The following is a 21766-nucleotide window of genomic DNA, read 5'->3' on the forward strand; positions in this document are numbered from 1 at the left end:
CGCGCCGCTAGAGGTACTTCTTCAGTTCGCGGCGGGCCAGCGAGCGCTGGTGCACCTCGTCGGGGCCGTCCGCCAGCCGCAACGTCCTTGCCGCGGCCCACAGTTCGGCCAGCGGGAAGTCCTGGCTGACGCCGCCCGCGCCGTGCAGCTGCACCGCGTCGTCGATGATGCCGACCACCGTGCGCGGCGTGGCGATCTTGATGGCCTGGATCTCGGTGTGCGCCCCGCGGTTGCCCACGGTGTCCATCAGCCAGGCCGTCTTCAGGACGAGCAGCCGCAGCTGCTCGACCGCGACCCGGGCGTCCGCGATCCACTCCTGCACCACGCCCTGCTGAGCGATCGGCTTGCCGAAGGCCGTACGGGACACGGCCCTTCGGCACATCAGCTCGATGGCCCGCTCGGCCATGCCGATCAGGCGCATGCAGTGGTGGATCCGGCCCGGCCCCAGGCGGGCCTGGGCGATGGCGAAGCCGCCGCCCTCCTCGCCGACCAGGTTGCTCGCGGGCACCCGGGCCCCGTGGAAGACGACCTCGGCGTGGCCGCCGTGGGAGTGGTCCTCGTACCCGTACACCTGCATGGCGCGGCGGATCTCGACGCCCGGGGTGTCACGCGGGACCAGGACCATCGACTGCTGGCGGCGCACATCGGGGTTGGCCGGGTCGGTCTTGCCCATCACGATGAAGATCTTGCAGTCCGGGTTCATCGCCCCGGAGATGTACCACTTGCGGCCGGTGATGACGTAGTCGCCGCCGTCCCGCTCGATGCGCGTCTCGATGTTGGTGGCGTCCGAGGAGGCGACCTCCGGCTCGGTCATCGCGAAGGCCGAGCGGATCTCCCCGGCGAGCAGCGGCTCAAGCCACTGCTTCTTCTGCTCCTCCGAGCCGAACTGCGCGAGCACCTCCATGTTCCCGGTGTCCGGAGCCGCGCAGTTGAGGGCGGTCGGCGCCAAGTGCGGGGAACGGCCGGTGATTTCGGCCAGCGGCGCGTACTGGAGGTTGGTGAGGCCCGCGCCGTACTCCGCGTCGGGCAGGAACAGGTTCCACAGGCCCTGGCGGCGCGCCTCGGCCTTGAGGTCCGCCACCACCTGCGGGGTGTCCCAGGGCGAGGCGAGCAGGGCGCGCTGCTCGTGGTCGGTGGCCTCGGCGGGGTGGACGTAATCGTCCATGAAGGCGAGGAGTTTGGTCCGCAGTTCTTCGGTGCGGGCGTCGAATGCGAAGTCCATGACGGGCGTTCAGCCTTCCTGAAGGGTCGTGAGGCCGTGCTCGATGAAGACCGGGACCAGCTCGCCGATGCGGTCGAATCCGGCGCCCACGGTCTGGCCGAGGGTGTAGCGGTAGTGGATGCCTTCGAGGATCACGGCGAGCTTGAACCAGGCGAACGCCGTGTACCAGGAGATGGCGGAGGTGTCGCGCCCCGAGCCCGCCGCGTAGCGCTCGATCAGCTCGGCGGGGGAGGGGTGGCCGGCGGCCCCGGCCGTGGTGGAGACCGGGGAGTCGGCGACCTCCAGCTTCGCGCTGTACATCACGAGCAGGCCGAGGTCGGTCAACGGGTCGCCCAGCGTGGACATCTCCCAGTCGAGGACCGCCTTGATCCGGTCGTCGTCGCCGATCAGGACGTTGTCCAGGCGGTAGTCGCCGTGCACGACCGTGGGCGCGGGCGAGACGGGGAGGGCGCGCCCGAGTGACGCGTGCAGCTCGTCGATGCCGGCGAGGTCGCGGTTGCGGGAGGCGTCGAGCTGCTTGCCCCAGCGGCGCAGCTGCCGGTCCAGGAAGCCGTCGGGCCGCCCGAAGTCGCCGAGCCCGACCGCCTCGGGGTCGACGGCGTGCAGCTCGACGAGCGTGTCGACCAGCGCGAGCACGGCCGCCCCGGTCCGCTCGGCACCGAGCGGGGCGAGCTGTTCGGCGGTGCGGTACGGCGTCCCGGCCACGTACTCCATGACGTAGAACGGCGAGCCGAGCACCGACTCGTCCTCGCAGAGCAGTACCGGCTCGGGCACCGGGACGGCCGTGGGGTGCAGGGCGCTGATGACCCGGTGCTCGCGCTTCATGTCGTGCGCGGTGGCCAGCACATGGCCGAGCGGCGGCCGTCGCACGACCCACTGCCCGGTCCCGTCCGTGACGACGTACGTCAGGTTCGACCGACCTCCCTCGATCAGCCGGGCCTTGAGCGGTCCGCCCACGAGCCCCGGCCGCACCCGGTCGAGGTGGGCCCGCAGTTGCTCCGGGTCGAGGCCTGGCGGGGGGACTGTGCTCATCTGCGGCACCTCCGGAACGGGTCGGGCGTCCTGTACGGAGACACGCTACCGACCAGTCGGTATGCCGTCCAGGGCGGCCCCCGAATTCCGGCGCGCGGCGAGTGGCCCCGCTGTTCGCGTCACTGTTCGCGCCACCGTTCGCACGGTTCGCGAGGGCCAGTTCGCAGGTCGGAAGGGTGGAGCCCGGTTCGGAAGCCGGACAGGTGCGGAGCCGGGGTCGGGCGGGTGCGGAGCCGGGTTCGGACGGGTGGGGGAGCCGGGTTCAGAACAGCGTGGCGACGGCGAAACAGGCCAGGGCCACCGTGCAGGCGGCCGCCGCCAGGGCGGCACGCACCCCGAGCACCCGGGGCCGCGCGCCGCCGCTCAGGGTCTGGATACGGCGGTGCGCCACGGCCAGGAAGCCCAGCCACACGAGCCCGCTGAGCGTCACCGCGGCCGGCGCGAGGGGGGAACTCCCTTGGTGCAGCGCCTGTTTGGCGGCGAGTACGGCCGCCACCGTGCACGACAAGGTGGTGCGCCGCCAGGCGAGCCGGGTGCGCTCCGGCTGGAGCCCGGGGTCGCGGGCGGGGACCGGTGAGGGCATCAGCCGGCCCAGCCGAAGACGACGACCACCACCATCACCACGGCGACCACGGCGACGGCGAGGCTCAGCAGGGTGGGGAAGCGCGAGACCGGCAGGTCTTCGCCGCGCCGCATGGCCCGCTCGCAGCGCACCCAGTGGTTCACCGCCCGCAGCGCGCACAGCACCCCGGCCGCCAGCAGCGCGAGGGCCAGCGCGACCCGGACGCCCCGGCGCAGGTCCGGCAGGAACTGGTCGACCGCGAAACCGCCCCCGACCAGCGCCAGCGACGTCCTGATCCAGGCCAGGAAGGTCCGCTCGTTGGCGAGCGAGAACCGGTAGTCGGGGGTCTCGCCCTCCTCGCCGATGCGCTGGGGCGCGAACCACAGCCGCAGGGTCTGCACGATCGTGATCACCCGCCGCACCCTACCCGGCGGCCCCTCAGGACGGGCCGAGCCCCGAGGCACGCAGCCGCCGCCAGGCCGCGAGCCCGTCCGGCACCCACTCCCAGGTGTCGATGCGCGCCTCCAGTTCGGCGAGCGGCAGGAAGTCGTGCCAGGCGACCTCCTCGGCCTGGGGGTTCACCGGCAGCTCGCAGCGCACCTCGTACACCGACGACCACCAGCTGTGTTCGCCGTTCTCGTAGAGGAACTTGAACACCGGCCGCGGGCGCGGCAGTCCGGACACACCGAGCTCCTCCTCGGCCTCGCGCAGCGCCGCGCTGTCGTACGACTCGCCCGCGCCGACCACCCCGCCGACGAACATGTCGTACAAGGAGGGGAAGACGAGCTTCTGTGGGGTGCGGCGGTGCACGAAGATCCGGCCCGCCGCGTCGCGGGCGAGGACGAACACACAGCGGTGGCGCAGGTTGCGGGCGTAGGCGTCGGCGCGCCGGGCCTGCCCGGTCACGTTGTCGTGCTCGTCGACGATGTCCAGGATTTCGTCAGCCGGATTCATGGACCCATGAAATCACCGGGCGCCCGGTGGTCCGGCGCGTGCGGGTCACCAGCCGCCCGGTGCCTCGGCGCTGCCGTCAACGGCGGCCGCGACGGGCTCGCCTCACTGGCCCATCACGTACTTCACGGTCGGCCCGGTGGTCCAGCCGCCGTCCACGGCCAGCTCCGCGCCGGTCACGTAGGACGCCGCGTCCGAAAGCAGGAAGACGACCGCGCCCGCGATCTCGTCGGGCTCACCGACCCGGCCCATCGGGGTGTTCGGGTAGTTGCCCTCGCCCTTCTGGATGCCGACCGCCGCGGTCATCGGGGTGTACGTCATGCCCGGGTGGACCGAGTTGACCCGGATCCGGGCGGTGCCGAGCTCGACCGCGCCGATCTTCGTCAGTCCGCGCACGCCCCACTTCGAGGCGCCGTAGCCTGCCGTCAGGGCCAGGCCCATCAGGCCGGCGGCCGAGGAGATGTTCACGATCGAGCCGCCGCCGCTCTCCTTCATGGCCGGGACGACCGTCTTCATGCCGATGAAGACGCCGGTGAGATTGATGTCGAGGACCTTGCGGAAGTAGTCCACGGACTCGGCCTCCAGGAGGCTGCCCGCGGCTATGCCCGCGTTGTTGACCAGGCCGTGCAGCGCACCGAACTCGGCGACCGCGAACTCGGCGGCCCGCGCCCAGTCCTGCTCGGAGGTGACGTCGTGGTGCAGGAAGCGGGCGTTCGCGCCGAGGGCTTCGGCGGTGGCCCGGCCCTCCTCGTCCAGGACATCCGTGAGCACGACCCGGGCGCCGGCCGCCACCGCCTGGCCCGCGGCCTCGGCGCCGAGGCCGCGGGCGCCGCCCGTGATGATCACTGTCTTGCCGGTGAGGTCGTTCATCTCGTGTCCTTCGGGGTGTCGAGTGCGGGCTGGGGAGCCGTGAGCAGGGCGTTCGTGGTCGCCACCAGGTCGGCGCGGAACAGCTCCTCGCCGGTCAGCGGTTCGGTACCGGCCAGGTACTGACGGGCCCGGTCGGCCATCGCGGCGCCGACGAGGGTGAGCGCGAGATCGATCCGCTCCAGGCGGACCGGCTCGGGCAGCAGCCCGGCCAGGCAGCCCTCGATCCGGCCGATGAGGTGCCAGTAGACCGTGCCGGCCAGGGTGGGATGCGGGGTCCGGGTGCGCACCCCGCTCTCGTGGCTGAGCTGGGCCGAGATCCGCAGACAGCGCCGCCCGCGCCCGGAGCGCAGCTCGCTCGCCTCGGCACCGACGAGCGCCGCGAGCAGGACGGGCAGGTCGCCCGAGCCGGGCGCAGAGCCCAGCGGGGCCCGGGGCTCCTCGACGCGCTCCGCGAGCAGCGCTTCGAGGACTCCCTCCGTGCGCCGCTGGCGACCGGCCATCACCGCGTCGAGCAGCCCGGCGCGCGAGCCGAAGTGGTACTGCACGGCCGAGGGATTGCTCTGCCCGGCCAGCCTGACGATGTCGCGCAGCTGGGCGCCGTCGACGCCCTGGGCCGCGAAGACCTCCTCGGCCGCGCGGATCAGCTTCTCCCGGGTCTCGGGTCCCGACGTCCTTGCCATGACGCCATGGTAATGCTGGACATTATTAAAAAGCCAGCACCCTCCCTTGGGCCGAACGCGGTACGTCCCCGTGCGGCGCGGCAGGTTCTAGTGCGGCTGGAGGTCCCGGCTCTCTTCCCTCGCCGCCGTGCCCGACGGCATCGCCGGGTGCAGTCCCAGCAGCACGATGCCCGCCACGATCGCGGCGAGCCCGGCCGCCTCCCAGGCGAGCGCGCCCGTGTCCGTACGCAGCCGGTCCCCGAGGAAGCCGACCCCGCAGGCGATTCCGGCCAGTGGCTGGGCGGCGGTCAGAGCGGGCAGCGACATGCGCAGCGGGGCCGTCTCGAAGGCGCTCTGCACCAGGACGAGCCCGGTCACCCCGAGCGCGATCACCCCGTACGGCTGCCAGCTCGACATCAGTTCCGACCAGCCGCCGGCCGACAGGCGCTGGCCGCTGATCCGGGTCAGGGCATCCTGGAGCCCGTAGAGCAGGCCCGCGGCGATGGCCAGCATGACCGGGGCCGCCACGCTGAGCCGATCGTGTTTGGCGAAGCCCGCCAGGAGCAGCGCCGTACCGACCACCACGCCCACGATCAGCCAGTGCCGCAGCGCCCCGGCCTCCGAGACGCTGCCGTGCGGCTGGCCCGCCACGATGAACGCGGTGACCCCGCCGGCGAGCAGCGCGAGCCCGGCCCAGCCCTGGCGGCCCAGCGGCTGGCGCGTCCAGAGCCGGGACAGCCACATGGCGAAGAACAGATTGGTCGCCACCAGCGGCTCGACCAGGGAGACCTCGCCCCAGCCCAGCGCGAGCGCGCTCAGCACCATGCCCGCCACCATCAGGCCTATCCCGGCCAGCCAGCGCGGCATGCGCACCAGGTCGAGCAGCAGCCGGGGCGACAGGAAGTCACCGATCGGGGCTTGCTGCGCCGCGTTCTGCTGCAGCACGAAGCCCGAGCCCAGACAGCACGCTGCGCTCACGGCGAGGACGAGGACCAGAACCGACACGACGTACACCTCAAGTACGGCCGGGGGACGCCGACTTGGCCGACCCTAGCGCCCCGGGGGCCGGGCCGCCTCCCGGGGGACGGGAGCGCGACGGTTGACGCCGGGGGGTGGCCCGCCCAAGATCGGACGCACGGGTGACTTGGCGGACGAGCGGAGTGAGCGGCCGATGGCGTACGACGCCGATGTGATCGTGATCGGAGCGGGGCTCGCGGGGCTGGTGGCCACGGCGGAGCTGGCGGACGCCGGCAAGAAGGTGATCCTGCTCGACCAGGAGCCCGAGCAGTCCCTCGGCGGACAGGCCCACTGGTCGTTCGGCGGGCTCTTCTTGGTCGACTCGCCCGAGCAGCGCCGCATGCGGATCAAGGACAGCCGGGCGCTCGCCCTCCAGGACTGGTACGGCACGGCCGGTTTCGACCGGGCCGAGGACCACTGGCCGCGCCAGTGGGCCGAGGCGTACGTGGACTTCGCGGCCGGCGAGAAGCGGGCGTGGCTGCACGCCCAGGGGGTCCGGTTCTTCCCCGTGGTGGGCTGGGCCGAGCGGGGCGGGTACGACGCCAACGGGCATGGCAACTCCGTTCCCCGCTTCCACATCACCTGGGGCACCGGGCCCGGCATCGTGGCGCCGTTCGAGCGGAGGGTGCGGGAGGCCGCCGCCCGGGGGCTTGTCCGGTTCAGGTTCCGGCACCGCGTGACGGGCCTCGGGCGCAGTGCCGGGTCCGTCGACACCGTGACCGGCGAGATCCTGGAGCCGTCCGGCGCCGAGCGCGGGACGGCGTCGACCCGGACCGTCACCGGATCCTTCGAGCTTACGGCGCAGGCGGTCATCGTGACCAGCGGCGGCATCGGCGGAAACCACGACCTCGTACGGGCCCAGTGGCCCGAGCGGCTCGGCACACCGCCCGACCATCTGCTCTCCGGTGTCCCCGCCCACGTCGACGGCCTCATGCTCGGCATCACCGAGCGGGCCGGGGCCCACCACATCAACCGCGACCGCATGTGGCACTACACCGAGGGCATCCAGAACTGGAACCCCATCTGGGCCAAGCACGGCATCCGCATCCTGCCCGGCCCCTCCTCGCTCTGGCTGGACGCGCGCGGCAACCGGCTGCCCGTCCCGCTCTTCCCCGGCTTCGACACCCTCGGCACACTCGACCACATCATGAGGACCGGGTACGGCTACACGTGGTTCGTGCTCGACCAGAAGATCATCGGCAAGGAGTTCGCGCTCTCGGGCTCCGAGCAGAATCCCGACCTGACCGGCAAGTCCGTGCGCGGTGTCCTCGGGCGGGCCCGGGCCGATGTGCCGGGCCCGGTGAAGGCGTTCATGGACCACGGCGCCGACTTCGTCGTCGAGAAGGACCTGGCCTCGCTGGTGCGCGGCATGAACGCGCTCACCGAGGAACCCCTCATCGAGGAGGCCGCGCTGCGCCGCGAGATCGTGGCCCGCGACCGCGAGATCGCCAACCCCTTCAGCAAGGACCTCCAGGTCACCGCGATCCGGGGGGCGCGCAACTACCTCGGCGACAAGCTGATCCGCACCGCGCCCCCGCACCGCATCCTCGACCCGAAGGCCGGTCCGCTGATCGCGGTCAAGCTGCACATCCTGACCCGCAAGTCGCTCGGCGGCCTGGAGACCGACCTGTCCTCGCGCGTGCTCACCGCGGGCGGCGAGCCGCTGCCGGGCGTGTACGCGGCGGGCGAGGCGGCCGGGTTCGGCGGCGGAGGCGTGCACGGCTACCGCTCCCTGGAGGGCACCTTCCTCGGCGGCTGCATCTTCTCGGGCCGCGCGGCGGGCCGCGCCGCCGCGAAGGCGGTGTCCTAGGCACTCGCGGTCCGGCCGGTCCTCGACTCCCGTGGGTGCCCGCGGTCCGGCCGGTCCTCGATCCCCGTGGACACCCATGGTCCGGCCGGTCCCCAATCGCCTTGCGCGGGGGCCGTGTTCGCTGCCCGCGGGCAGGACCGGACGGCCTTGACCACGGCGGTGACCGGCGATTTGCTGGCGGTGACCATCGCGCATGCGTTCAGCGCGCATTCATGCTCCGGCGATCTTTCCGTGCGGGCGATGCCGTAAGTGTGGTCTGACCGGAAAACACCGAAAGGGCCAACCCCGCATGCCGAGCCGGACCAGCGAACCCGAGATCAGCACGTACGAGGAACCGGAACGGGCCCTGCGCGCCGGCCGGCTCGGCACCCCGGGGCTGCTGCTCCCGGTGCTCGCGGCGAGCGCGCCCCTGACGGTCGCGGCCTGGGTGATGCCCACCGCCTTCGCCGCGACGGGCGTCGTCGGACAGCCGCTGCTCTTCCTGATCCTCGGCGTGGTGCTCGCCCTGTTCGGCGTCGGGTACGCCGCGATGAGCCGGCACGTGAGCCACTCGGGCGCCCTCTACGCGTACATCGCCCGAGGGCTCGGCCCGACCGCGGGCGCCTCGGCCGCCTATGGGGCGTTCGCCGCCTACAGCGCGTTGCAGGCCGGCATCTACGGCCTGTTCGGTTTCGAGGTGTCGGGGCTGCTCGACACCTGTCGCGGGGTCACCATCGACTGGTGGGTGCCCGCGCTGCTCGCGGTCGCCCTCGTCGGGGCGCTCGGCCGGCTGAAGACCGACCTGAACGCCAAGGTGCTCGGGGTGCTCCTGCTCGTCGAAGTGGCGCTGGTCGTCGTCTTCGACCTCGCCGCGCTGGCGGACCCGGCCACCGGCCGCCTCTCGCCGCACGCCTTCAATCCGCACGCCCTGGCCCACGGCAGCGCCGGCCTCGCGCTGTGCTTCTGCGTCGCCGCCTTCATCGGCGTCGAACAGGCCCCGGTGTACGCGGAGGAGACCCGGCGTCCGAGGGTCGTCGTCAAGCGCGTCCTGTTCCTCGCGATCGGCTTCGTGACCGCCCTCCTCGCGCTCAGCTCGTGGGCGCTCACCCTCGCGGCGGGCCCGCAGGACATCGTGGACTCCGCGCAGAAGCAGGGCCCCGGCCTCCTGTTCGCGCTCGCCGAGAAGAACCTGGGCACCACCTTTGCCGACGTCCTCCACGTCGTGTTCGTGACCGGCATGTTCGCGGCGCTGCTCAGCCTGCACAACGTGGTCGCCCGGTACGCCTTCGCCATGGGCCGCGATGGACTGCTGCCCGCCGGGTTCGGCCGGACCAGCCCGACCAGCGGGGCGCCGGCGGCCGGCTCGCTGTTCCAGACCGTGATCTCGGTGGCCGTGGTCGCCGCCTTCGCGCTCACCGACCGCTGGCCGGCCGGCGACCCGACCGCCCCCGTCACGCACCTGTTCACCTGGACGGGCAACGTCGGCGCGCTCGGCGTGCTCCTCCTCATGGCCGCCTCGTCCCTCTCCGTGATCGTCTTCTTCGTCCGCCGGGGCGAGGCCGGTGCCCAGCGGTGGCGGCTGCTCGCCGCGGCCGCCGCGGGCGTCGCGCTGCTGGGCACCGCCGCCTACAGCGTCCGGCAGTTCCAGCTCCTCGTCGGGGCGGGGCCGGACGACGCGCTCACCTGGCTGCTGCCCGGGATCGTCGTCCTCGCCCTGCTCGTGGGCCTCGGGTACGGGCTCGTGCTGCGGGCGCGCAGGCCCGGGACGCACGCCGGGATCGGCCGGGGCGAGGAGCCCTCGCGGCTGTGAGCCGGCTGGGGAATTCCTGACGGAACGGTGACGTACGGCCGTGGCCCCTGGCAGGACCGGCCGCCGGGTGTTCGAATCGTCGGGTGACACCAGAACCAACGCCGTCGCCCGCGCGGGGCACCCCCGTGGGCCGCCGGCTCGTGCTCGGCATGCTCGGACTCGGCGCGGCCGGGGTCGCGTCGGCGCGCTATGTGCAGGGCGGCCTCGAATCGTTCCTCGGCGCGGCCTCCGACAAGGACCCCACCGGGCTCACCAGTCTGCTGCCCAACGGCGGCGGCTTCCGCTACTACTCGGTCACCTCCTCGGTGCCCGACAAGAGCGCGGCCGACTACCGGCTCACCGTCGACGGTCTGGTCACCAGGCCCGCCACCTACACCCTGGACGCGCTGCGCGCGCTGCCGCAGACCCGGCTGGTGCGCGATGTGCAGTGCGTGACCGGCTGGCGGGTCCCCGGCACCCCGTTCGCCGGGGTCCAGCTGTCCCGCCTCCTGGACGCGGCCGGGGTGCGGCCGGGCGCCGGAGCCGTCCGCTTCACCTGCTTCGACGGCGCGTACAGCGAGAGTCTCACCCTCGAACAGGCGCGCCGCGACGACGTGTTGATCGCGCTGAGCATGCAGGACAGACCGGTCAGCCACGCGCACGGCGGCCCGGTCCGCCTGTACGTGGCTCCCATGTACTTCTACAAGTCGGCGAAATGGCTGTCCGGGATCACCGTGACACAGAAGGTCGAGCGGGGATTCTGGGAGGAGCGGGGCTATGACATCGACGCCTGGGTCGGCCGGTCCAACGGACGCGAGGACCACCCCACCTCCTGAACTCCCGCACTCCGTAAGGCGGTTCACTCCTGCGGCGCGCTGGGTGCACCGGGCCACGGCCTGGCTGATGGGGGCCTGTGTGGTCACCGCGGCGGTCCTGTACGTCCCGCAGTTCGCCGAGCTGGTGGGCCGGCGCGAACTGGTGGTGCGGGTGCACGAGATCTGCGGGGCGCTCCTTCCGGTGCCGGTCCTGCTCGGCCTGGTCTCGCGCGCGTTCCGCGCCGATCTGGGCCGCCTCAACCGCTTCCACCCGTACGACCGCACCTGGCTGCGCACGGCCCTGCGCCGGGAGCGGGAGCCGCGGCCCGCCGGAAAGTTCAACGCGGGGCAGAAGCTGTACGCGGGCTGGATCGCGGGAGCCGCCCTGGTGATGCTGGGCACCGGGCTGCTGATGTGGTTCACGCACCTGGCGCCCATCGAGGTGCGGATCGGTTCCACGTTCGTGCACGACTGGCTGTCGCTCGCCGTCGGCATCGTGATCGCCGGGCATGTGTGGATGGCGGTCGGCGACCCGGTGGCACGCCGTGGCATGCGCACCGGGTCGGTCGACCGGCCGTGGGCGAAGCGCGAACACCCCTTGTGGGAGCCGGAGTCGGACGACGCGTCTCGGGACGGCGACGAGTTGACCGGAGGCCGGCTAGACGACCAGTGACAGGAGCAGGACGAAGCCGAGCGACACCACGGAGATGATCGTCTCCATCACCGACCACGTCTTGACCGTCTGGCCGACGCTCATCCCGAAGTACTCCTTCACCAGCCAGAACCCGGCGTCGTTCACATGGCTGAAGAAGAGCGAACCGGCGCCGACGGCGAGCACGAGCAGCGCCGCGTGCGCGGTCGACATGTCGGCCGCGAGCGGTGCCACCAGGCCCGCCGCGGAGATCGTCGCCACCGTCGCGGAACCGGTCGCGAGCCGGATCGCCACGGCGATCAGCCAGGCGAGCAGCAGCGAGGGGATCGCCCAGTCCTTGGAGAAGTCCAGGATCATCTGGCCGACGCCCACGTCGATCAGCGTCTGCTTGAAGCCGCCGCCCGCGCCCACGATCAGCAGGACGCCCGCGATCGGGGCGAGGGACTTCTCGACGGTCGTCGAGATGCGCTCCTTGGTGAACCCGGCGGCCCGGCCCAGGGTGAAGATGGCGACCAGGACCGCGGCGAGCAGGGCGATCAGCGGCGAGCCGATGACGTCGGTGACCCGCTGGAGGTGGTTCTTCGGGTCGTCGACCACGATGTCCACCAGCGCCTTGGCCAGCATCAGGACCACCGGGAGCAGCACCGTGACGATGGTCGCGCCGAAGCTCGGGCGCTTCTCCAGGTCCTCCGAGGGACGGGAGGGGACCATCTTGTCCGGGGCCGGGATGTCGACCCAGCGGGCCGCGTACTTGGAGAACAGCGGGCCCGCGATGATCACCGTCGGGATGGCGACGACCACGCCGAGCGCGAGGGTCACCCCGAGGTTGGCGCCGATCGCGTCGATGGCGACGAGCGGCCCCGGGTGCGGCGGGATCAGGCCGTGCATGACGGACAGGCCGGCCAGGGCCGGAATGCCGATGCGCATCAGCGAGTAGTTGCCGCGCTTGGCGACGAGCAGCACCACCGGGATCAGCAGCACGATGCCGACCTCGAAGAACAGCGGAAGCCCGATGATCGAGGCGATGGCCACCATCGCCCAGGGCATCGCCCGGCCGCCGGACTTCCCGGCCTTGGCCAGGATGGTGTCGACGATCTGGTCGGCGCCGCCGGAGTCGGCGAGCAGCTTGCCGAGGATCGCGCCGAGCGCGATCAGCACGCCGACGCCGGCGACGGTGCTGCCGAGGCCCGCGCTGAAGCTGGTGATGACCTTGTCGAGCGGGGCCCCCGCGAAGGCGCCGAGCGCCAGCGAGCCGATCGTCAGGGACAGGAAGGCGTGCAGCTTGAACTTGGTGATGAGCACGACGATGACGGCGATGCCCGCGAGTACGGCGATGCCCAGCTGGGCATGGCCGGCCGAGGTGATCGGCTGCGTGGCGTCCGCTGCCAGGAACTCGACGCTGAGTCTGGTCACGGTGGGATTCCTTACTTGGTGAGCGTTCGCAGCGCGGTGGCGGCCCGCTCCGCGATGTCCTCGGGGGTGCCGGACACGTCGACGGCGACGCCCGCCTCGTCGGGGCCCAGCGGCTGAAGGGTGGCGAACTGCGAGTCGAGCAGCGCGGCCGGCATGAAGTGGCCCTTGCGCTCGGCCATCCGGTGCTCGATGAGCGCCCGGTCGCCGGTCAGATGCAGGAAGACGACTCCGGGGGCGGCCGCGCGCAGCCGGTCGCGGTAGCTGCGCTTGAGCGCGGAGCTGCTCACCACCCCGCCGTGCCCGGCCCGGCCGTGTGCCCAGGCGCCGATGGCGTCCAGCCAGGGCCACCGGTCGTCGTCGTCCAGGGGGATGCCCGCGGACATCTTGGCGACGTTGGCCTCGGGGTGGAAGTCGTCGCCCTCGGCGTAGGGGAGGCCGAGCCGTGCTGCGACCAGCGGCCCGATGGTGGTCTTGCCGGTTCCGGCAACGCCCATCACGACGACGGTCAGGGGGGTGTTCATGGCGGGTGGTGCCTCGCTGTCCTCATCGACATCGATGTCCTTCGCGGACACTCAAACCCATTAGGTACGACATATTCAAGAGGTCGTGATTTAAAAGTCATACTTTTATGGCCTTCATCAGGGCCCGTAGGCTTGGCCCATGACGACTCGGGCCCGGGGCCTCCACACGCATGTGCTCGAAAGCCTGGGTCTGGCGATCACCGCGGGCGAGTACCCGCCCGGCAGCGTGCTGCGCACCGACGAGCTGGCCCAGCGCTTCGACGTGTCGCGCACGGTGGTGCGCGAGGTGATCCGGGTCCTGGAGTCCATGTACCTGGTCGAGTCCCGGCGCCGGGTCGGCGTGACCGTCCAGCCGGCCGAGCAGTGGAACGTCTACGACCCGCAGGTCATCCGCTGGCGCCTGGCCGGCGCCGACCGGCCGCGCCAGCTGCGCTCGCTGACCGTGCTGCGCTCCGCCGTGGAGCCGGTCGCCGCCGGCCTCGCGGCGCTGCGGGCCACCCCGGCCCAGTGCGCGGACCTCACCGAACAGGCCCTCGGCATGGTCGCCACCTCACGCGGGCGCCAGCTGGAGGCGTACCTCGTACACGACGTGGCCTTCCACCGGATCGTGCTCAACGCGTCCGGCAACGAGATGTTCGCCCGGCTCGGCGATGTGGTGGCCGAGGTGCTCACCGGCCGCACGCACCACCAGGTGATGTTCCCCGACCCCGATCCGGCCGCCGTCACTTTGCATGTGCGGGTGGCCGAAGCGGTCCGCGCGCGGGACACCGCCGAGGCCGAGCGGCTGACCCGCGAGATCGCGGTGGGCGCACTCCAGGAGCTGGACGTTCTCGCACCATAGGTACCCTGAGCAACGAATTCCGCGCGCCGGATCCCTTTCAGTTACCTCAGAAACATCTCAAATCTGTCTCTACGTGACATTGGCCACTGCCAAACTGTGCCGCCAGGCGGAACTATGGGCCGCTGGTCCGTGCCATGGTGACGCTAGTCCCCGCCACGGTGACGACCTGCGTCACCGGCACGACCGGTCCCGCACGACCGCATGACCCCTCACAAAGGCGAACTACTCCATGAGTGACCGCATGCCTGCGGCCGAGACCCAGAGTGCCCCCGCGGGGGCGACGACGGGCACCCCCCACATCGACGCCGGTGACGCCGGTTACAGCAAGGACCTCAAGTCCCGCCACATCAACATGATCGCCATCGGCGGAGCGATAGGCACCGGGCTGTTCCTCGGCGCCGGCGGCCGGATGGCGGGCGCGGGCCCCTCCCTCGCGATCGCGTACGCGGTCTGCGGCGTCTTCGCCTTCTTCGTCGTACGGGCCCTCGGCGAGCTCGTGCTCTACCGCCCCTCCTCGGGCGCCTTCGTCAGTTACGCCCGTGAGTTCATGGGCGAGAAGGGTGCCTACACGGCAGGCTGGCTGTACTTCCTGAACTGGTCGACCACCGCCGTCGCCGACATCACCGCGGCCGCGACCTACGCCCACTTCTGGGCCATGTTCAGCAGCGTCCCGCAGTGGGTCTGCGCGCTCGTCGCGCTCGCGGTGGTCCTCACCGCCAACCTCATCTCGGTGAAGTACTTCGGCGAGATGGAGTTCTGGTTCGCGATCATCAAGGTGGTCGCGCTCGTCGCCTTCATGCTGGTCGGCATCTACCTGGTGGTCACCCAGCACGACGTGGACGGCTCCACGCCGGGCTTCGCCAACATCACCAGCCACGGCGGCATCTTCCCGATGGGCATGCTGCCCATGCTGCTCGTCATCCAGGGCGTCGTCTTCGCGTACGCCTCGGTCGAGCTGTGCGGCGTCGCCGCCGGCGAGACGGAGAACCCGCAGAAGATCCTGCCCAAGGCGATCAACTCGATCATGTGGCGCGTCGCCGTCTTCTACGTCGGCTCCGTGGTGCTGCTCGCGCTGCTGCTGCCGTACACCGAGTACTCCGAGAACCAGAGCCCGTTCGTCACCGTCCTCGACAAGATCGGCGTGCCGGGTGCGGCCGGCGTGATGAACCTGGTGGTCCTCACCGCGGCCCTCTCCAGCCTCAACTCCGGCCTGTACTCCACCGGCCGCATCCTGCGCTCGATGTCGCTCGCGGGCTCGGCGCCCAAGTTCGTCGGCGTCATGAACAAGGGCAAGGTGCCGTACGGCGGCGTCCTGTTCACCGCCTTCTTCGGCGTCCTCGGCGTCGCCCTGAACAAGGTCGTGCCGGACGACGCCTTCGAGATCGTGCTGAACTTCGCCTCCATCGGCATCCTCGGCACCTGGGCGATGATCATGGTCTGTTCGCTGCTCTTCTGGCGCCGCGCACAGCAGGGCCACCTGGAGCGCCCCTCCTACAAGCTGCCCTGGGCGCCCTACACGCAGATCGTGACGCTGGTCTTCCTCGCGACCGTCGCGTTCTTGATGTGGTACGGCGGCGGCGTGGGCCGCACCACGATCTACTGCCTCCCGATCATCGCGGCGCTGCTCGTCGGCGGCTGGTACGTCGTCCGCAAGCGGGTCGGCGCGATCGCCGCGGACAAGCCCCAGCCCTAACCCCGGCTCTGTGAAAGGGCGGCACCCCGGACCACGGGGGGCCGCCCTTTTCCACGCCCTGCCGCGCCCGGTCCGGCCGCCCGGCTCACGCCCGCACGTGCCGCAGCCGGGCCTCGGCCGCCGCCAGCACCATCTCCAGGGCGGCCGGATAGGCGCTCCGGCCCATCTCCGCCACCAGGGTCGGCGCGGTGGCGGCCACATGCGGATGGGTGTCCGCGCCGAGCCGTGCGTACCGCTCCCGCCAGGTCCGCTCCTCCAGGATCCGGGACTCCTTCGGCAGGGTCAGCACGGTCGCGTCGAGCGCCGCGAACGCCAGCGTCTGGTCCACGAACACGTGGTAGATCCGCACCGCCTCGGCATCGGGGAACCCGGCGCCGCGCAGGATCCCCAGGATCGTCTCCACCGAGCGCATCTCGTGGACCCGGCCGGTCACCCGTGTACAGGTCAGGACCGCGGCCTGCGGGTGGGCCTGGTAGTCGGCGTGGATGCGCAGGCCGAGCGAGCGCAGGTCGGCCCGCCACTCGCCGCTCGGCCGCCAGGAGCGCAGGGTGCGCCCGATCAGCTCGTCCGCCACCGCGAGCAGCAGATCGTCGGTGTCCTGGAAGTACCGGTAGAGCGCGCTCGGATCCGCGCCGAGCGCGGTGCCGAGCCGGCGCACGGTCAGGGCCGCCGCCCCGTGCTCGCCGATCAGGCGCAGCGCGGTCTCGACGATCAGCTCCTCGGACAGCACCGTGCCCCGCTTGGTGGGCCGCCGCCGGCGCCGCTCCCCGTCCGCCACGACTCGCTCGCTCATGCGCCGCACCCTACGGACCGGCGCACCTTATGACAACGGCGTTGACGCATCGACTCCACCCGGAGTTCCATGTGCCGCCATCGGGGCCGAAAAGCGCCCCTCGGCGAAGGAGCGACCGTGCGCACTCCCTACGGCAGTGACCCGCCCGTTCTGCGCAAGAGCCTCGGCGTCCTCGACGGCGTCGCCATCGCCGCCTCCTCCACGGCGGCCACCACCAGCATCGGCATCGGGCTCGGCGTCACCGCGGGCGCGGTCGGGCTGCACCTGCCGATCGTGATGCTGCTCGCGTTCATCCCGATCCTCGGCATAGCGAGCGCGTACACCCGGCTCAACAAGGTCGAGCCCAACATGGGCAGCGGCTATGTGTGGGTGGGTCGCTCGCTCAACCCCTGGCTCGGCTTCCTGACCGGCTGGATCGGCATCGTCTCCACCGTCGTCTTCCTCGCCTACACCACCGCCGTCACCGGCTCCGCCCTGATCCAACTGGCAGGCGAGGCAGGCCTGGTGAGCCTCGGCGGACTGCGCCTGGACCCGGATTCCACCGCCCAGTCCACCGCGATCGGCATTGTCGTCCTGGTCGCCGTCACCTTCACCGCGGTCATCGGCACCCGCTCGGCCGCCGCCCTCCAGAAGTGGCTCCTGGTCTTCGAGTACGCGGTGCTGCTCGGCTTCTGCGGCTACGGGCTCGTCAAGGGCCCCCACCCCTTCAGCCTCGACTGGCTGAACCCGTTCACCATCCCCTCCGGCCAGGCCCTCGCCCAGGGCCTGCTGCTCTCCGTCTTCTGCTACTGGGGCTTCGAGTCGACCTTCAGCGTGAACGAGGAGATCAAGGACCCCGAGGACGCCTCCAAGGCCGGGCTCATCACCCTGTTCACCATGCTCGGTCTGTTCCTGCTCGGCTCGTTCGCCTTCCAGCGGGTGCTGTCCGCCGACGAGTTGGTGGGCCATGGCGCCCAGGGCCTCACCTTCTTCGGCGACCGGCTCGCCACCCGGCCGCTGGCCGCGCTGCCCCTGGTCGCGCTGACCTTCTCGGCCGTCGCCTCGCTCCAGTCCGGCGTCATCCCCACCGTGCGCGGCATGTTCGCGATGAGCCGCGACCGCACGCTCGGTCCGCTCTGGCTCAAGGTCAGCCCCCGCTACGGGACGCCGGCGGCCGGCACCGTCGCGATCGGCTGCGTCGCGGCCGGCATCGCCGTCCTCTCGCTGCTCATTCCCAAGATCGGCGACCTGATCCTCGCCTCCGTCAACGCCATCGGGATCGTGGTGTCCCTCTACTACGCGCTGACCGCACTGGCCGCGGCGAGCCGCTTCCGCGGGGCGCTGCGCGCGAGCGTCGGCGAGGCCGTACGCGCCGTGGTGATCCCGGTCCTGAGCGCCCTGTTCCTGCTCGGCCTCGGCGGCTACCTCGCCTGGACCTTCTACACCTCCGCCGACCACTTCGAAGTCAGCCCCGACAACGGCTGGTTCATGCTCGCCTGCCCCGCCGCGATGCTGCTCAGCGGTGTGGGGGCCGCCGCCTGGGCCAAGTGGGTAAGGAAATCCCCGTACTTCGTCACCGGCCTCTCCAGCACGGAAGCGGCCACGGCACCGCTCGGCGCCGCATCCGAACCCGCCTGAGCCCCCGGCAATCCTCTTCGCACCCACTCCTCCCTCGCAGAACGGAACCCCACATGCGCCACGACCCCGCCGACCTCGTCTTCACCGGCGGCCCGGTCCTCACCCTGGACGCCGCCCGCTCCCGTGCCACCACCGTGGCGGTCACCGGGGACCGCGTCACCGCGGTCGGCCACGACGAGGTGCGCGAACTGATCGGCCCGGGGACCCAAGTCGTCGATCTGGCGGGCAAGTTGCTGATCCCCGGCTTCCAGGACGCCCATGTCCATCCCGTCTCGGCCGGCATCGAACTGGCCCGCTGCGACCTGACGGGCCTGCGCACGGCGGCCGAGACGCTGGACGCGGTCCGCGCCTACGCCGACGCCCACCCCGAACAGGAGTGGATCACCGGGGGCGGCTGGTCGATGGAGGCCTTCGAGGGCGGCAGCCCGACACGCGACCTGCTCGACCGCGTCGTGCCCGACCGGCCCGTCTACCTCCCCAACCGGGACCACCACGGAGCCTGGGTCAACTCCCGCGCGCTCGCCGTCGCCGGCCTCACCCGGGACACCCCCGACCCGGCCGACGGCCGCATCGAACGCGACGCCGCCGGCCGGCCGACCGGGCTGCTCCAGGAGGGCGCCATGGACCTGGTCGGCCGGCTCACACCGCGCTCGACCCCCGCCGAACGCCTCGCCGCCCTGCTGCGCGCCCAGGCCCACCTCCACTCGTACGGGATCACCGCCTGGCAGGACGCGATCGTCGGGAACTTCGGCTCGATGGACGACCCCGCCGACGCCTATGTGACCGCGGCGCGCGACGGCTCGCTGACCGCACGGGTCGTCGGCGCCCTGTGGTGGGACCGCGAGCGCGGCGCCGAGCAGATACCCGAACTGGCCGAGCGGCGACGGGAACTGAGTCACGGACGCTTCCGCGCCGGATCGGTGAAGATCATGCAGGACGGGGTCGCGGAGACCGGCACCGCCGCCCTGCTCGGCCCCTACCTCGACGCCTGCGGCTGCGCCACCGCCAACACCGGCACCAGTTTCGTCGACCCCGCCGAACTGCGCTCCTACGTGACCCAGTTGGACGCCCTCGGCTTCCAGGCCCACTTCCACGCGCTCGGCGACCGGGCGGTGCGCGAGGCGCTCGACGCGGTGGCGGCGGCCCGCGAGGCCAACGGACGGACCGACACCCGGCCGCACCTGGCCCACCTCCAGATCGTCCACCCCGACGACATCGCCCGCTTCCGCGCGCTCGGCGCCACCGCCAACATCCAGCCCCTGTGGGCCTCCCACGAACCCCAGATGGACGAGTTGACCATCCCCTTCCTCGGTGCCGAGCGGGCCGGGTGGCAGTACCCGTTCGCAGCGCTGCTCCGCTCCGGGGCGACGGTGGCGGCGGGCTCGGACTGGCCGGTCAGCAGCCCCGACCCGATGGAGGGCATCCACACCGCGGTCAACCGGGTCGCGCCCGGCGAGAAGGGCCCGGTGTTCCTGCCGGAGCAGCGCATCACCCTGACCGCGGCCTTCGCCGCGTACACCGCGGGGACGGCGTATGTGAACCACCTCGACGACACGGGCTCGATCAGGCCGGGCGCGCTCGCCGACCTCGCGGTCCTCGACCGCGATCCGTACGCGGGGCCGCCCGAGGAGATCGGCGCGACCCGGGTGCTCGCGACCTATGTCGGCGGCCGACGGGTGCACGAAGCCACCTCATAAGGTGTATTCCTGATACACCCGAACACAGCCGACGGTACGAAGCAGGGAGTGGCGGCATGGCGCAGCAGGTCCAAGGGGTCATCGCACCGGGCAAGAACCAGCCCGTGCGGGTGGAGACCATCGTGGTACCGGACCCGGGCCCGGGCGAGGCGGTGGTGAAGATCCAGGCCTGCGGCGTCTGCCACACCGATCTGCACTACAAGCAGGGCGGAATCAACGACGACTTCCCGTTCCTGCTCGGCCACGAGGCGTCCGGCATCGTGGAGTCGGTCGGCGAGGGCGTCACCGATGTCGCGCCCGGCGACTTCGTGATCCTCAACTGGCGCGCGGTGTGCGGCAGTTGCCGGGCCTGTCTGCGCGGCCGTCCGCAGTACTGCTTCAACACCCACAACGCGAAGCAGAGGATGACGCTGCTCGACGGCACCGAACTGTCGCCGGCGCTCGGCATCGGGGCGTTCGCCGAGAAGACCCTGGTCGCGGCGGGCCAGTGCACCAAGGTGGACCCGGCGGTCTCGCCGGCGGTGGCCGGGCTGCTCGGCTGCGGGGTCATGGCCGGCATCGGCGCGGCCATCAACACCGGTAACGTGGGCCGGGGCGACTCGGTCGCCGTCATCGGCTGCGGCGGCGTCGGCGACGCGGCGGTCGTCGGGGCCCGCCTCGCCGGCGCGGCGAAGATCATCGCGGTCGACATCGACGACCGCAAGCTGGCCACGGCCAAGTCGATGGGCGCCACGCACACCGTCAACTCCCGCAGCCAGGACGCCGTCGAGGCGATCCGCGAGCTCACCGGCGGCAACGGCGCGGACGTCGTCATCGAGGCGGTGGGCCACCCCGAGACGTACAAGCAGGCCTTCTACGCGCGCGACCTGGCGGGCACGGTCGTCCTGGTCGGCGTGCCGACCCCGGACATGACACTCGAACTCCCGCTCCTGGACGTCTTCGGCCGGGGCGGCGCCCTGAAGTCCTCCTGGTACGGCGACTGCCTGCCCTCGCGCGACTTCCCGATGCTGGTTGACCTGCATCAGCAGGGGCGCATCGACCTCGGGGCGTTCGTCACGGAGACGATCGCGCTGGACGAGGTGGAGAAGGCGTTCGAGCGGATGCACCAGGGTGACGTACTGCGCTCGGTGGTGGAGTTCTGATGGCGGTCCGCGCACGCATCGACCACCTGGTCACGTCCGGCACGTTCGAACTCGACGGCGGTACGTGGGACGTCGACAACAACGTGTGGATCGTCGGGGACGACGAGGAGGCCGTCGTCATCGACGCCGCGCACGACGCGGAGGCCATCCTGGCGGCGCTGGGCGGCCGCACCCTGCGGGCCATCCTGTGCACGCACGCCCACAACGACCACATCGACGCGGCACCGGCCCTGGCGCAGGCCACGGGTGCGCCGGTCCTGCTGCACCGGGACGATCTGCCGCTGTGGAAGCAGACGCATCCCGACCGGCTGCCGGACGGTGAACTCACCGACGGCCAGCACGTCTCGGTGGCGGACGTCGAGTTCGAGGTGATCCACACCCCGGGCCACGCGCCGGGCGCGGTCTGCCTCCACGCGCCGGCCCTCGGCACGGTCTTCACCGGCGACACCCTGTTCGCCGGGGGACCCGGGGCGACAGGGCGGTCCTTCTCCGACTTCCCGACGATCATCGACTCGATCAGGGACCGGGTGCTGACGTTGCCGTCGGACACGGTGGTCCGTACGGGGCATGGCGACGGGACGACGGTCGGGGCGGAGGCGCCCCACGTGGCCGAGTGGATCGCCCGGGGCCACTGAGACCCCGGCCCCTGTGGGCCGCGGCCCCGTTCGGGATCTGGCCCCTGTGGGCCGCG

The 21766-nt window shown here is 71.8% G+C and carries 21 protein-coding genes; 10 read left to right on the forward strand and 11 right to left on the reverse strand.

Annotated features, from left to right (window positions below; genetic code table 11):
* Positions 1-7: 7 nt before the first annotated feature.
* The 8 genes from ACFYNP_RS30475 to ACFYNP_RS30510 form a co-directional block, all read right to left on the reverse strand.
* The gene (locus ACFYNP_RS30475) at positions 8-1222 is read right to left on the reverse strand and encodes an acyl-CoA dehydrogenase family protein (RefSeq protein WP_388411179.1); all 1215 of its coding nucleotides are present in this window, start codon (positions 1220-1222) and stop codon (positions 8-10) included.
* Between the two features lie 9 nt (positions 1223-1231).
* Positions 1232-2254: a phosphotransferase family protein gene (locus tag ACFYNP_RS30480; protein ID WP_388411181.1), complete on the reverse strand. Its 1023-nt coding sequence runs from the start codon at positions 2252-2254 to the stop codon at positions 1232-1234.
* A gap of 262 nt (positions 2255-2516) precedes the next feature.
* The gene (locus ACFYNP_RS30485) at positions 2517-2837 is read right to left on the reverse strand and encodes a DUF202 domain-containing protein (protein WP_388411184.1); all 321 of its coding nucleotides are present in this window, start codon (positions 2835-2837) and stop codon (positions 2517-2519) included.
* Positions 2837-3229 carry a YidH family protein gene (locus ACFYNP_RS30490; RefSeq protein WP_388411187.1) on the reverse strand — a complete coding sequence of 131 codons (393 nt, stop codon included), beginning with the start codon at positions 3227-3229 and terminating at the stop codon, positions 2837-2839. Before ACFYNP_RS30490 ends, ACFYNP_RS30485 begins: the two co-directional genes overlap by 1 nt.
* 25 nt (positions 3230-3254) lie before the next feature.
* Positions 3255-3770, reverse strand: a complete 516-nt coding sequence (locus ACFYNP_RS30495) for an NUDIX hydrolase (RefSeq protein WP_388789997.1) — start codon at positions 3768-3770, stop codon at positions 3255-3257.
* 102 nt (positions 3771-3872) lie between these two features.
* Positions 3873-4637, reverse strand: coding sequence for a glucose 1-dehydrogenase (locus ACFYNP_RS30500; protein ID WP_388411191.1), 765 nt, complete (start codon positions 4635-4637; stop codon positions 3873-3875).
* Positions 4634-5317, reverse strand: coding sequence for a TetR/AcrR family transcriptional regulator (locus ACFYNP_RS30505; RefSeq protein WP_388411194.1), 684 nt, complete (start codon positions 5315-5317; stop codon positions 4634-4636). The genes ACFYNP_RS30500 and ACFYNP_RS30505 overlap by 4 nt, the downstream gene beginning before the upstream one ends.
* A gap of 87 nt (positions 5318-5404) precedes the next feature.
* Entirely contained in the window at positions 5405-6301 is an 897-nt protein-coding gene (locus ACFYNP_RS30510) for a DMT family transporter (RefSeq protein WP_388411197.1), read from the reverse strand.
* A gap of 166 nt (positions 6302-6467) precedes the next feature.
* Between ACFYNP_RS30510 and ACFYNP_RS30515 the strand changes: the two genes are divergently transcribed.
* From ACFYNP_RS30515 to ACFYNP_RS30530, 4 genes are all read left to right on the forward strand, one after another.
* The gene (locus tag ACFYNP_RS30515) at positions 6468-8123 is read left to right on the forward strand and encodes an FAD-binding dehydrogenase (protein WP_388789999.1); all 1656 of its coding nucleotides are present in this window, start codon (positions 6468-6470) and stop codon (positions 8121-8123) included.
* A gap of 289 nt (positions 8124-8412) precedes the next feature.
* Positions 8413-9912, forward strand: coding sequence for an APC family permease (locus ACFYNP_RS30520; protein WP_388790002.1), 1500 nt, complete (start codon positions 8413-8415; stop codon positions 9910-9912).
* Between the two features lie 83 nt (positions 9913-9995).
* Positions 9996-10727, forward strand: a complete 732-nt coding sequence (locus ACFYNP_RS30525; RefSeq protein WP_388790005.1) for a molybdopterin-dependent oxidoreductase — start codon at positions 9996-9998, stop codon at positions 10725-10727.
* On the forward strand, positions 10669-11379 hold the full coding sequence (locus ACFYNP_RS30530; RefSeq protein WP_388790008.1) for a cytochrome b/b6 domain-containing protein: 711 nt from the start codon (positions 10669-10671) through the stop codon (positions 11377-11379). The genes ACFYNP_RS30525 and ACFYNP_RS30530 overlap by 59 nt, the downstream gene beginning before the upstream one ends.
* Here the strand turns inward: ACFYNP_RS30530 and ACFYNP_RS30535 are convergent.
* Positions 11365-12771 carry a gluconate:H+ symporter gene (locus tag ACFYNP_RS30535; RefSeq protein WP_388790010.1) on the reverse strand — a complete coding sequence of 469 codons (1407 nt, stop codon included), beginning with the start codon at positions 12769-12771 and terminating at the stop codon, positions 11365-11367. The genes ACFYNP_RS30530 and ACFYNP_RS30535 overlap by 15 nt on opposite strands.
* Positions 12772-12782: 11 nt before the next feature.
* Positions 12783-13292, reverse strand: a complete 510-nt coding sequence (locus tag ACFYNP_RS30540; RefSeq protein ID WP_388411786.1) for a gluconokinase — start codon at positions 13290-13292, stop codon at positions 12783-12785.
* A gap of 139 nt (positions 13293-13431) precedes the next feature.
* On the opposite strand from ACFYNP_RS30540, the gene ACFYNP_RS30545 reads away from it, so the two are divergent.
* A complete protein-coding gene (locus ACFYNP_RS30545; RefSeq protein WP_388411211.1) occupies positions 13432-14133 on the forward strand; it encodes a FadR/GntR family transcriptional regulator in 702 nt (233 codons plus the stop codon).
* A 229-nt stretch (positions 14134-14362) separates the two neighbouring features.
* A complete protein-coding gene (locus tag ACFYNP_RS30550; RefSeq protein WP_388411214.1) occupies positions 14363-15826 on the forward strand; it encodes an amino acid permease in 1464 nt (487 codons plus the stop codon).
* Positions 15827-15911: 85 nt separating this feature from the next.
* On the opposite strand, the gene ACFYNP_RS30555 is transcribed toward ACFYNP_RS30550, so the two are convergent.
* Positions 15912-16619, reverse strand: coding sequence for a TetR/AcrR family transcriptional regulator (locus tag ACFYNP_RS30555; RefSeq protein ID WP_388790013.1), 708 nt, complete (start codon positions 16617-16619; stop codon positions 15912-15914).
* A gap of 117 nt (positions 16620-16736) precedes the next feature.
* Between ACFYNP_RS30555 and ACFYNP_RS30560 the strand changes: the two genes are divergently transcribed.
* Genes ACFYNP_RS30560 through ACFYNP_RS30575 form a run of 4 tightly spaced genes read left to right on the forward strand, consistent with a single transcriptional unit; the run spans position 16737 to position 21710 of the window.
* On the forward strand, positions 16737-18236 hold the full coding sequence (locus ACFYNP_RS30560; protein ID WP_388411219.1) for an APC family permease: 1500 nt from the start codon (positions 16737-16739) through the stop codon (positions 18234-18236).
* Positions 18237-18289: 53 nt separating this feature from the next.
* Positions 18290-19933, forward strand: a complete 1644-nt coding sequence (locus tag ACFYNP_RS30565) for an amidohydrolase (RefSeq protein ID WP_388411221.1) — start codon at positions 18290-18292, stop codon at positions 19931-19933.
* Positions 19934-19989: 56 nt separating this feature from the next.
* A complete protein-coding gene (locus tag ACFYNP_RS30570; RefSeq protein ID WP_388790016.1) occupies positions 19990-21075 on the forward strand; it encodes an S-(hydroxymethyl)mycothiol dehydrogenase in 1086 nt (361 codons plus the stop codon).
* The gene (locus ACFYNP_RS30575) at positions 21075-21710 is read left to right on the forward strand and encodes an MBL fold metallo-hydrolase (RefSeq protein WP_388790019.1); all 636 of its coding nucleotides are present in this window, start codon (positions 21075-21077) and stop codon (positions 21708-21710) included. Before ACFYNP_RS30570 ends, ACFYNP_RS30575 begins: the two co-directional genes overlap by 1 nt.
* The last annotated feature ends 56 nt before the right edge of the window (positions 21711-21766 follow it).

Source organism: Streptomyces sp. NPDC006691 (genome assembly GCF_042869955.1).
GTDB lineage: Bacteria > Actinomycetota > Actinomycetes > Streptomycetales > Streptomycetaceae > Streptomyces.

What these genes read in the sequence shown, in the direction of transcription:
- ACFYNP_RS30475 (WP_388411179.1), bottom strand. Translation starts at nt 1,222, where the DNA reads ATGGACTTCGCATTCGACGCCCGCACCGAAGAACTGCGGACCAAACTC.
- ACFYNP_RS30480 (WP_388411181.1), bottom strand. Translation starts at nt 2,254, where the DNA reads ATGAGCACAGTCCCCCCGCCAGGCCTCGACCCGGAGCAACTGCGGGCC.
- ACFYNP_RS30485 (WP_388411184.1), bottom strand. Translation starts at nt 2,837, where the DNA reads ATGCCCTCACCGGTCCCCGCCCGCGACCCCGGGCTCCAGCCGGAGCGC.
- ACFYNP_RS30495 (WP_388789997.1), bottom strand. Translation starts at nt 3,770, where the DNA reads ATGAATCCGGCTGACGAAATCCTGGACATCGTCGACGAGCACGACAAC.
- ACFYNP_RS30500 (WP_388411191.1), bottom strand. Translation starts at nt 4,637, where the DNA reads ATGAACGACCTCACCGGCAAGACAGTGATCATCACGGGCGGCGCCCGC.
- ACFYNP_RS30505 (WP_388411194.1), bottom strand. Translation starts at nt 5,317, where the DNA reads ATGGCAAGGACGTCGGGACCCGAGACCCGGGAGAAGCTGATCCGCGCG.
- ACFYNP_RS30515 (WP_388789999.1), top strand. Translation starts at nt 6,468, where the DNA reads ATGGCGTACGACGCCGATGTGATCGTGATCGGAGCGGGGCTCGCGGGG.
- ACFYNP_RS30520 (WP_388790002.1), top strand. Translation starts at nt 8,413, where the DNA reads ATGCCGAGCCGGACCAGCGAACCCGAGATCAGCACGTACGAGGAACCG.
- ACFYNP_RS30530 (WP_388790008.1), top strand. Translation starts at nt 10,669, where the DNA reads ATGACATCGACGCCTGGGTCGGCCGGTCCAACGGACGCGAGGACCACC.
- ACFYNP_RS30540 (WP_388411786.1), bottom strand. Translation starts at nt 13,292, where the DNA reads ATGAACACCCCCCTGACCGTCGTCGTGATGGGCGTTGCCGGAACCGGC.
- ACFYNP_RS30545 (WP_388411211.1), top strand. Translation starts at nt 13,432, where the DNA reads ATGACGACTCGGGCCCGGGGCCTCCACACGCATGTGCTCGAAAGCCTG.
- ACFYNP_RS30550 (WP_388411214.1), top strand. Translation starts at nt 14,363, where the DNA reads ATGAGTGACCGCATGCCTGCGGCCGAGACCCAGAGTGCCCCCGCGGGG.
- ACFYNP_RS30555 (WP_388790013.1), bottom strand. Translation starts at nt 16,619, where the DNA reads ATGAGCGAGCGAGTCGTGGCGGACGGGGAGCGGCGCCGGCGGCGGCCC.
- ACFYNP_RS30565 (WP_388411221.1), top strand. Translation starts at nt 18,290, where the DNA reads ATGCGCCACGACCCCGCCGACCTCGTCTTCACCGGCGGCCCGGTCCTC.
- ACFYNP_RS30570 (WP_388790016.1), top strand. Translation starts at nt 19,990, where the DNA reads ATGGCGCAGCAGGTCCAAGGGGTCATCGCACCGGGCAAGAACCAGCCC.
- ACFYNP_RS30575 (WP_388790019.1), top strand. Translation starts at nt 21,075, where the DNA reads ATGGCGGTCCGCGCACGCATCGACCACCTGGTCACGTCCGGCACGTTC.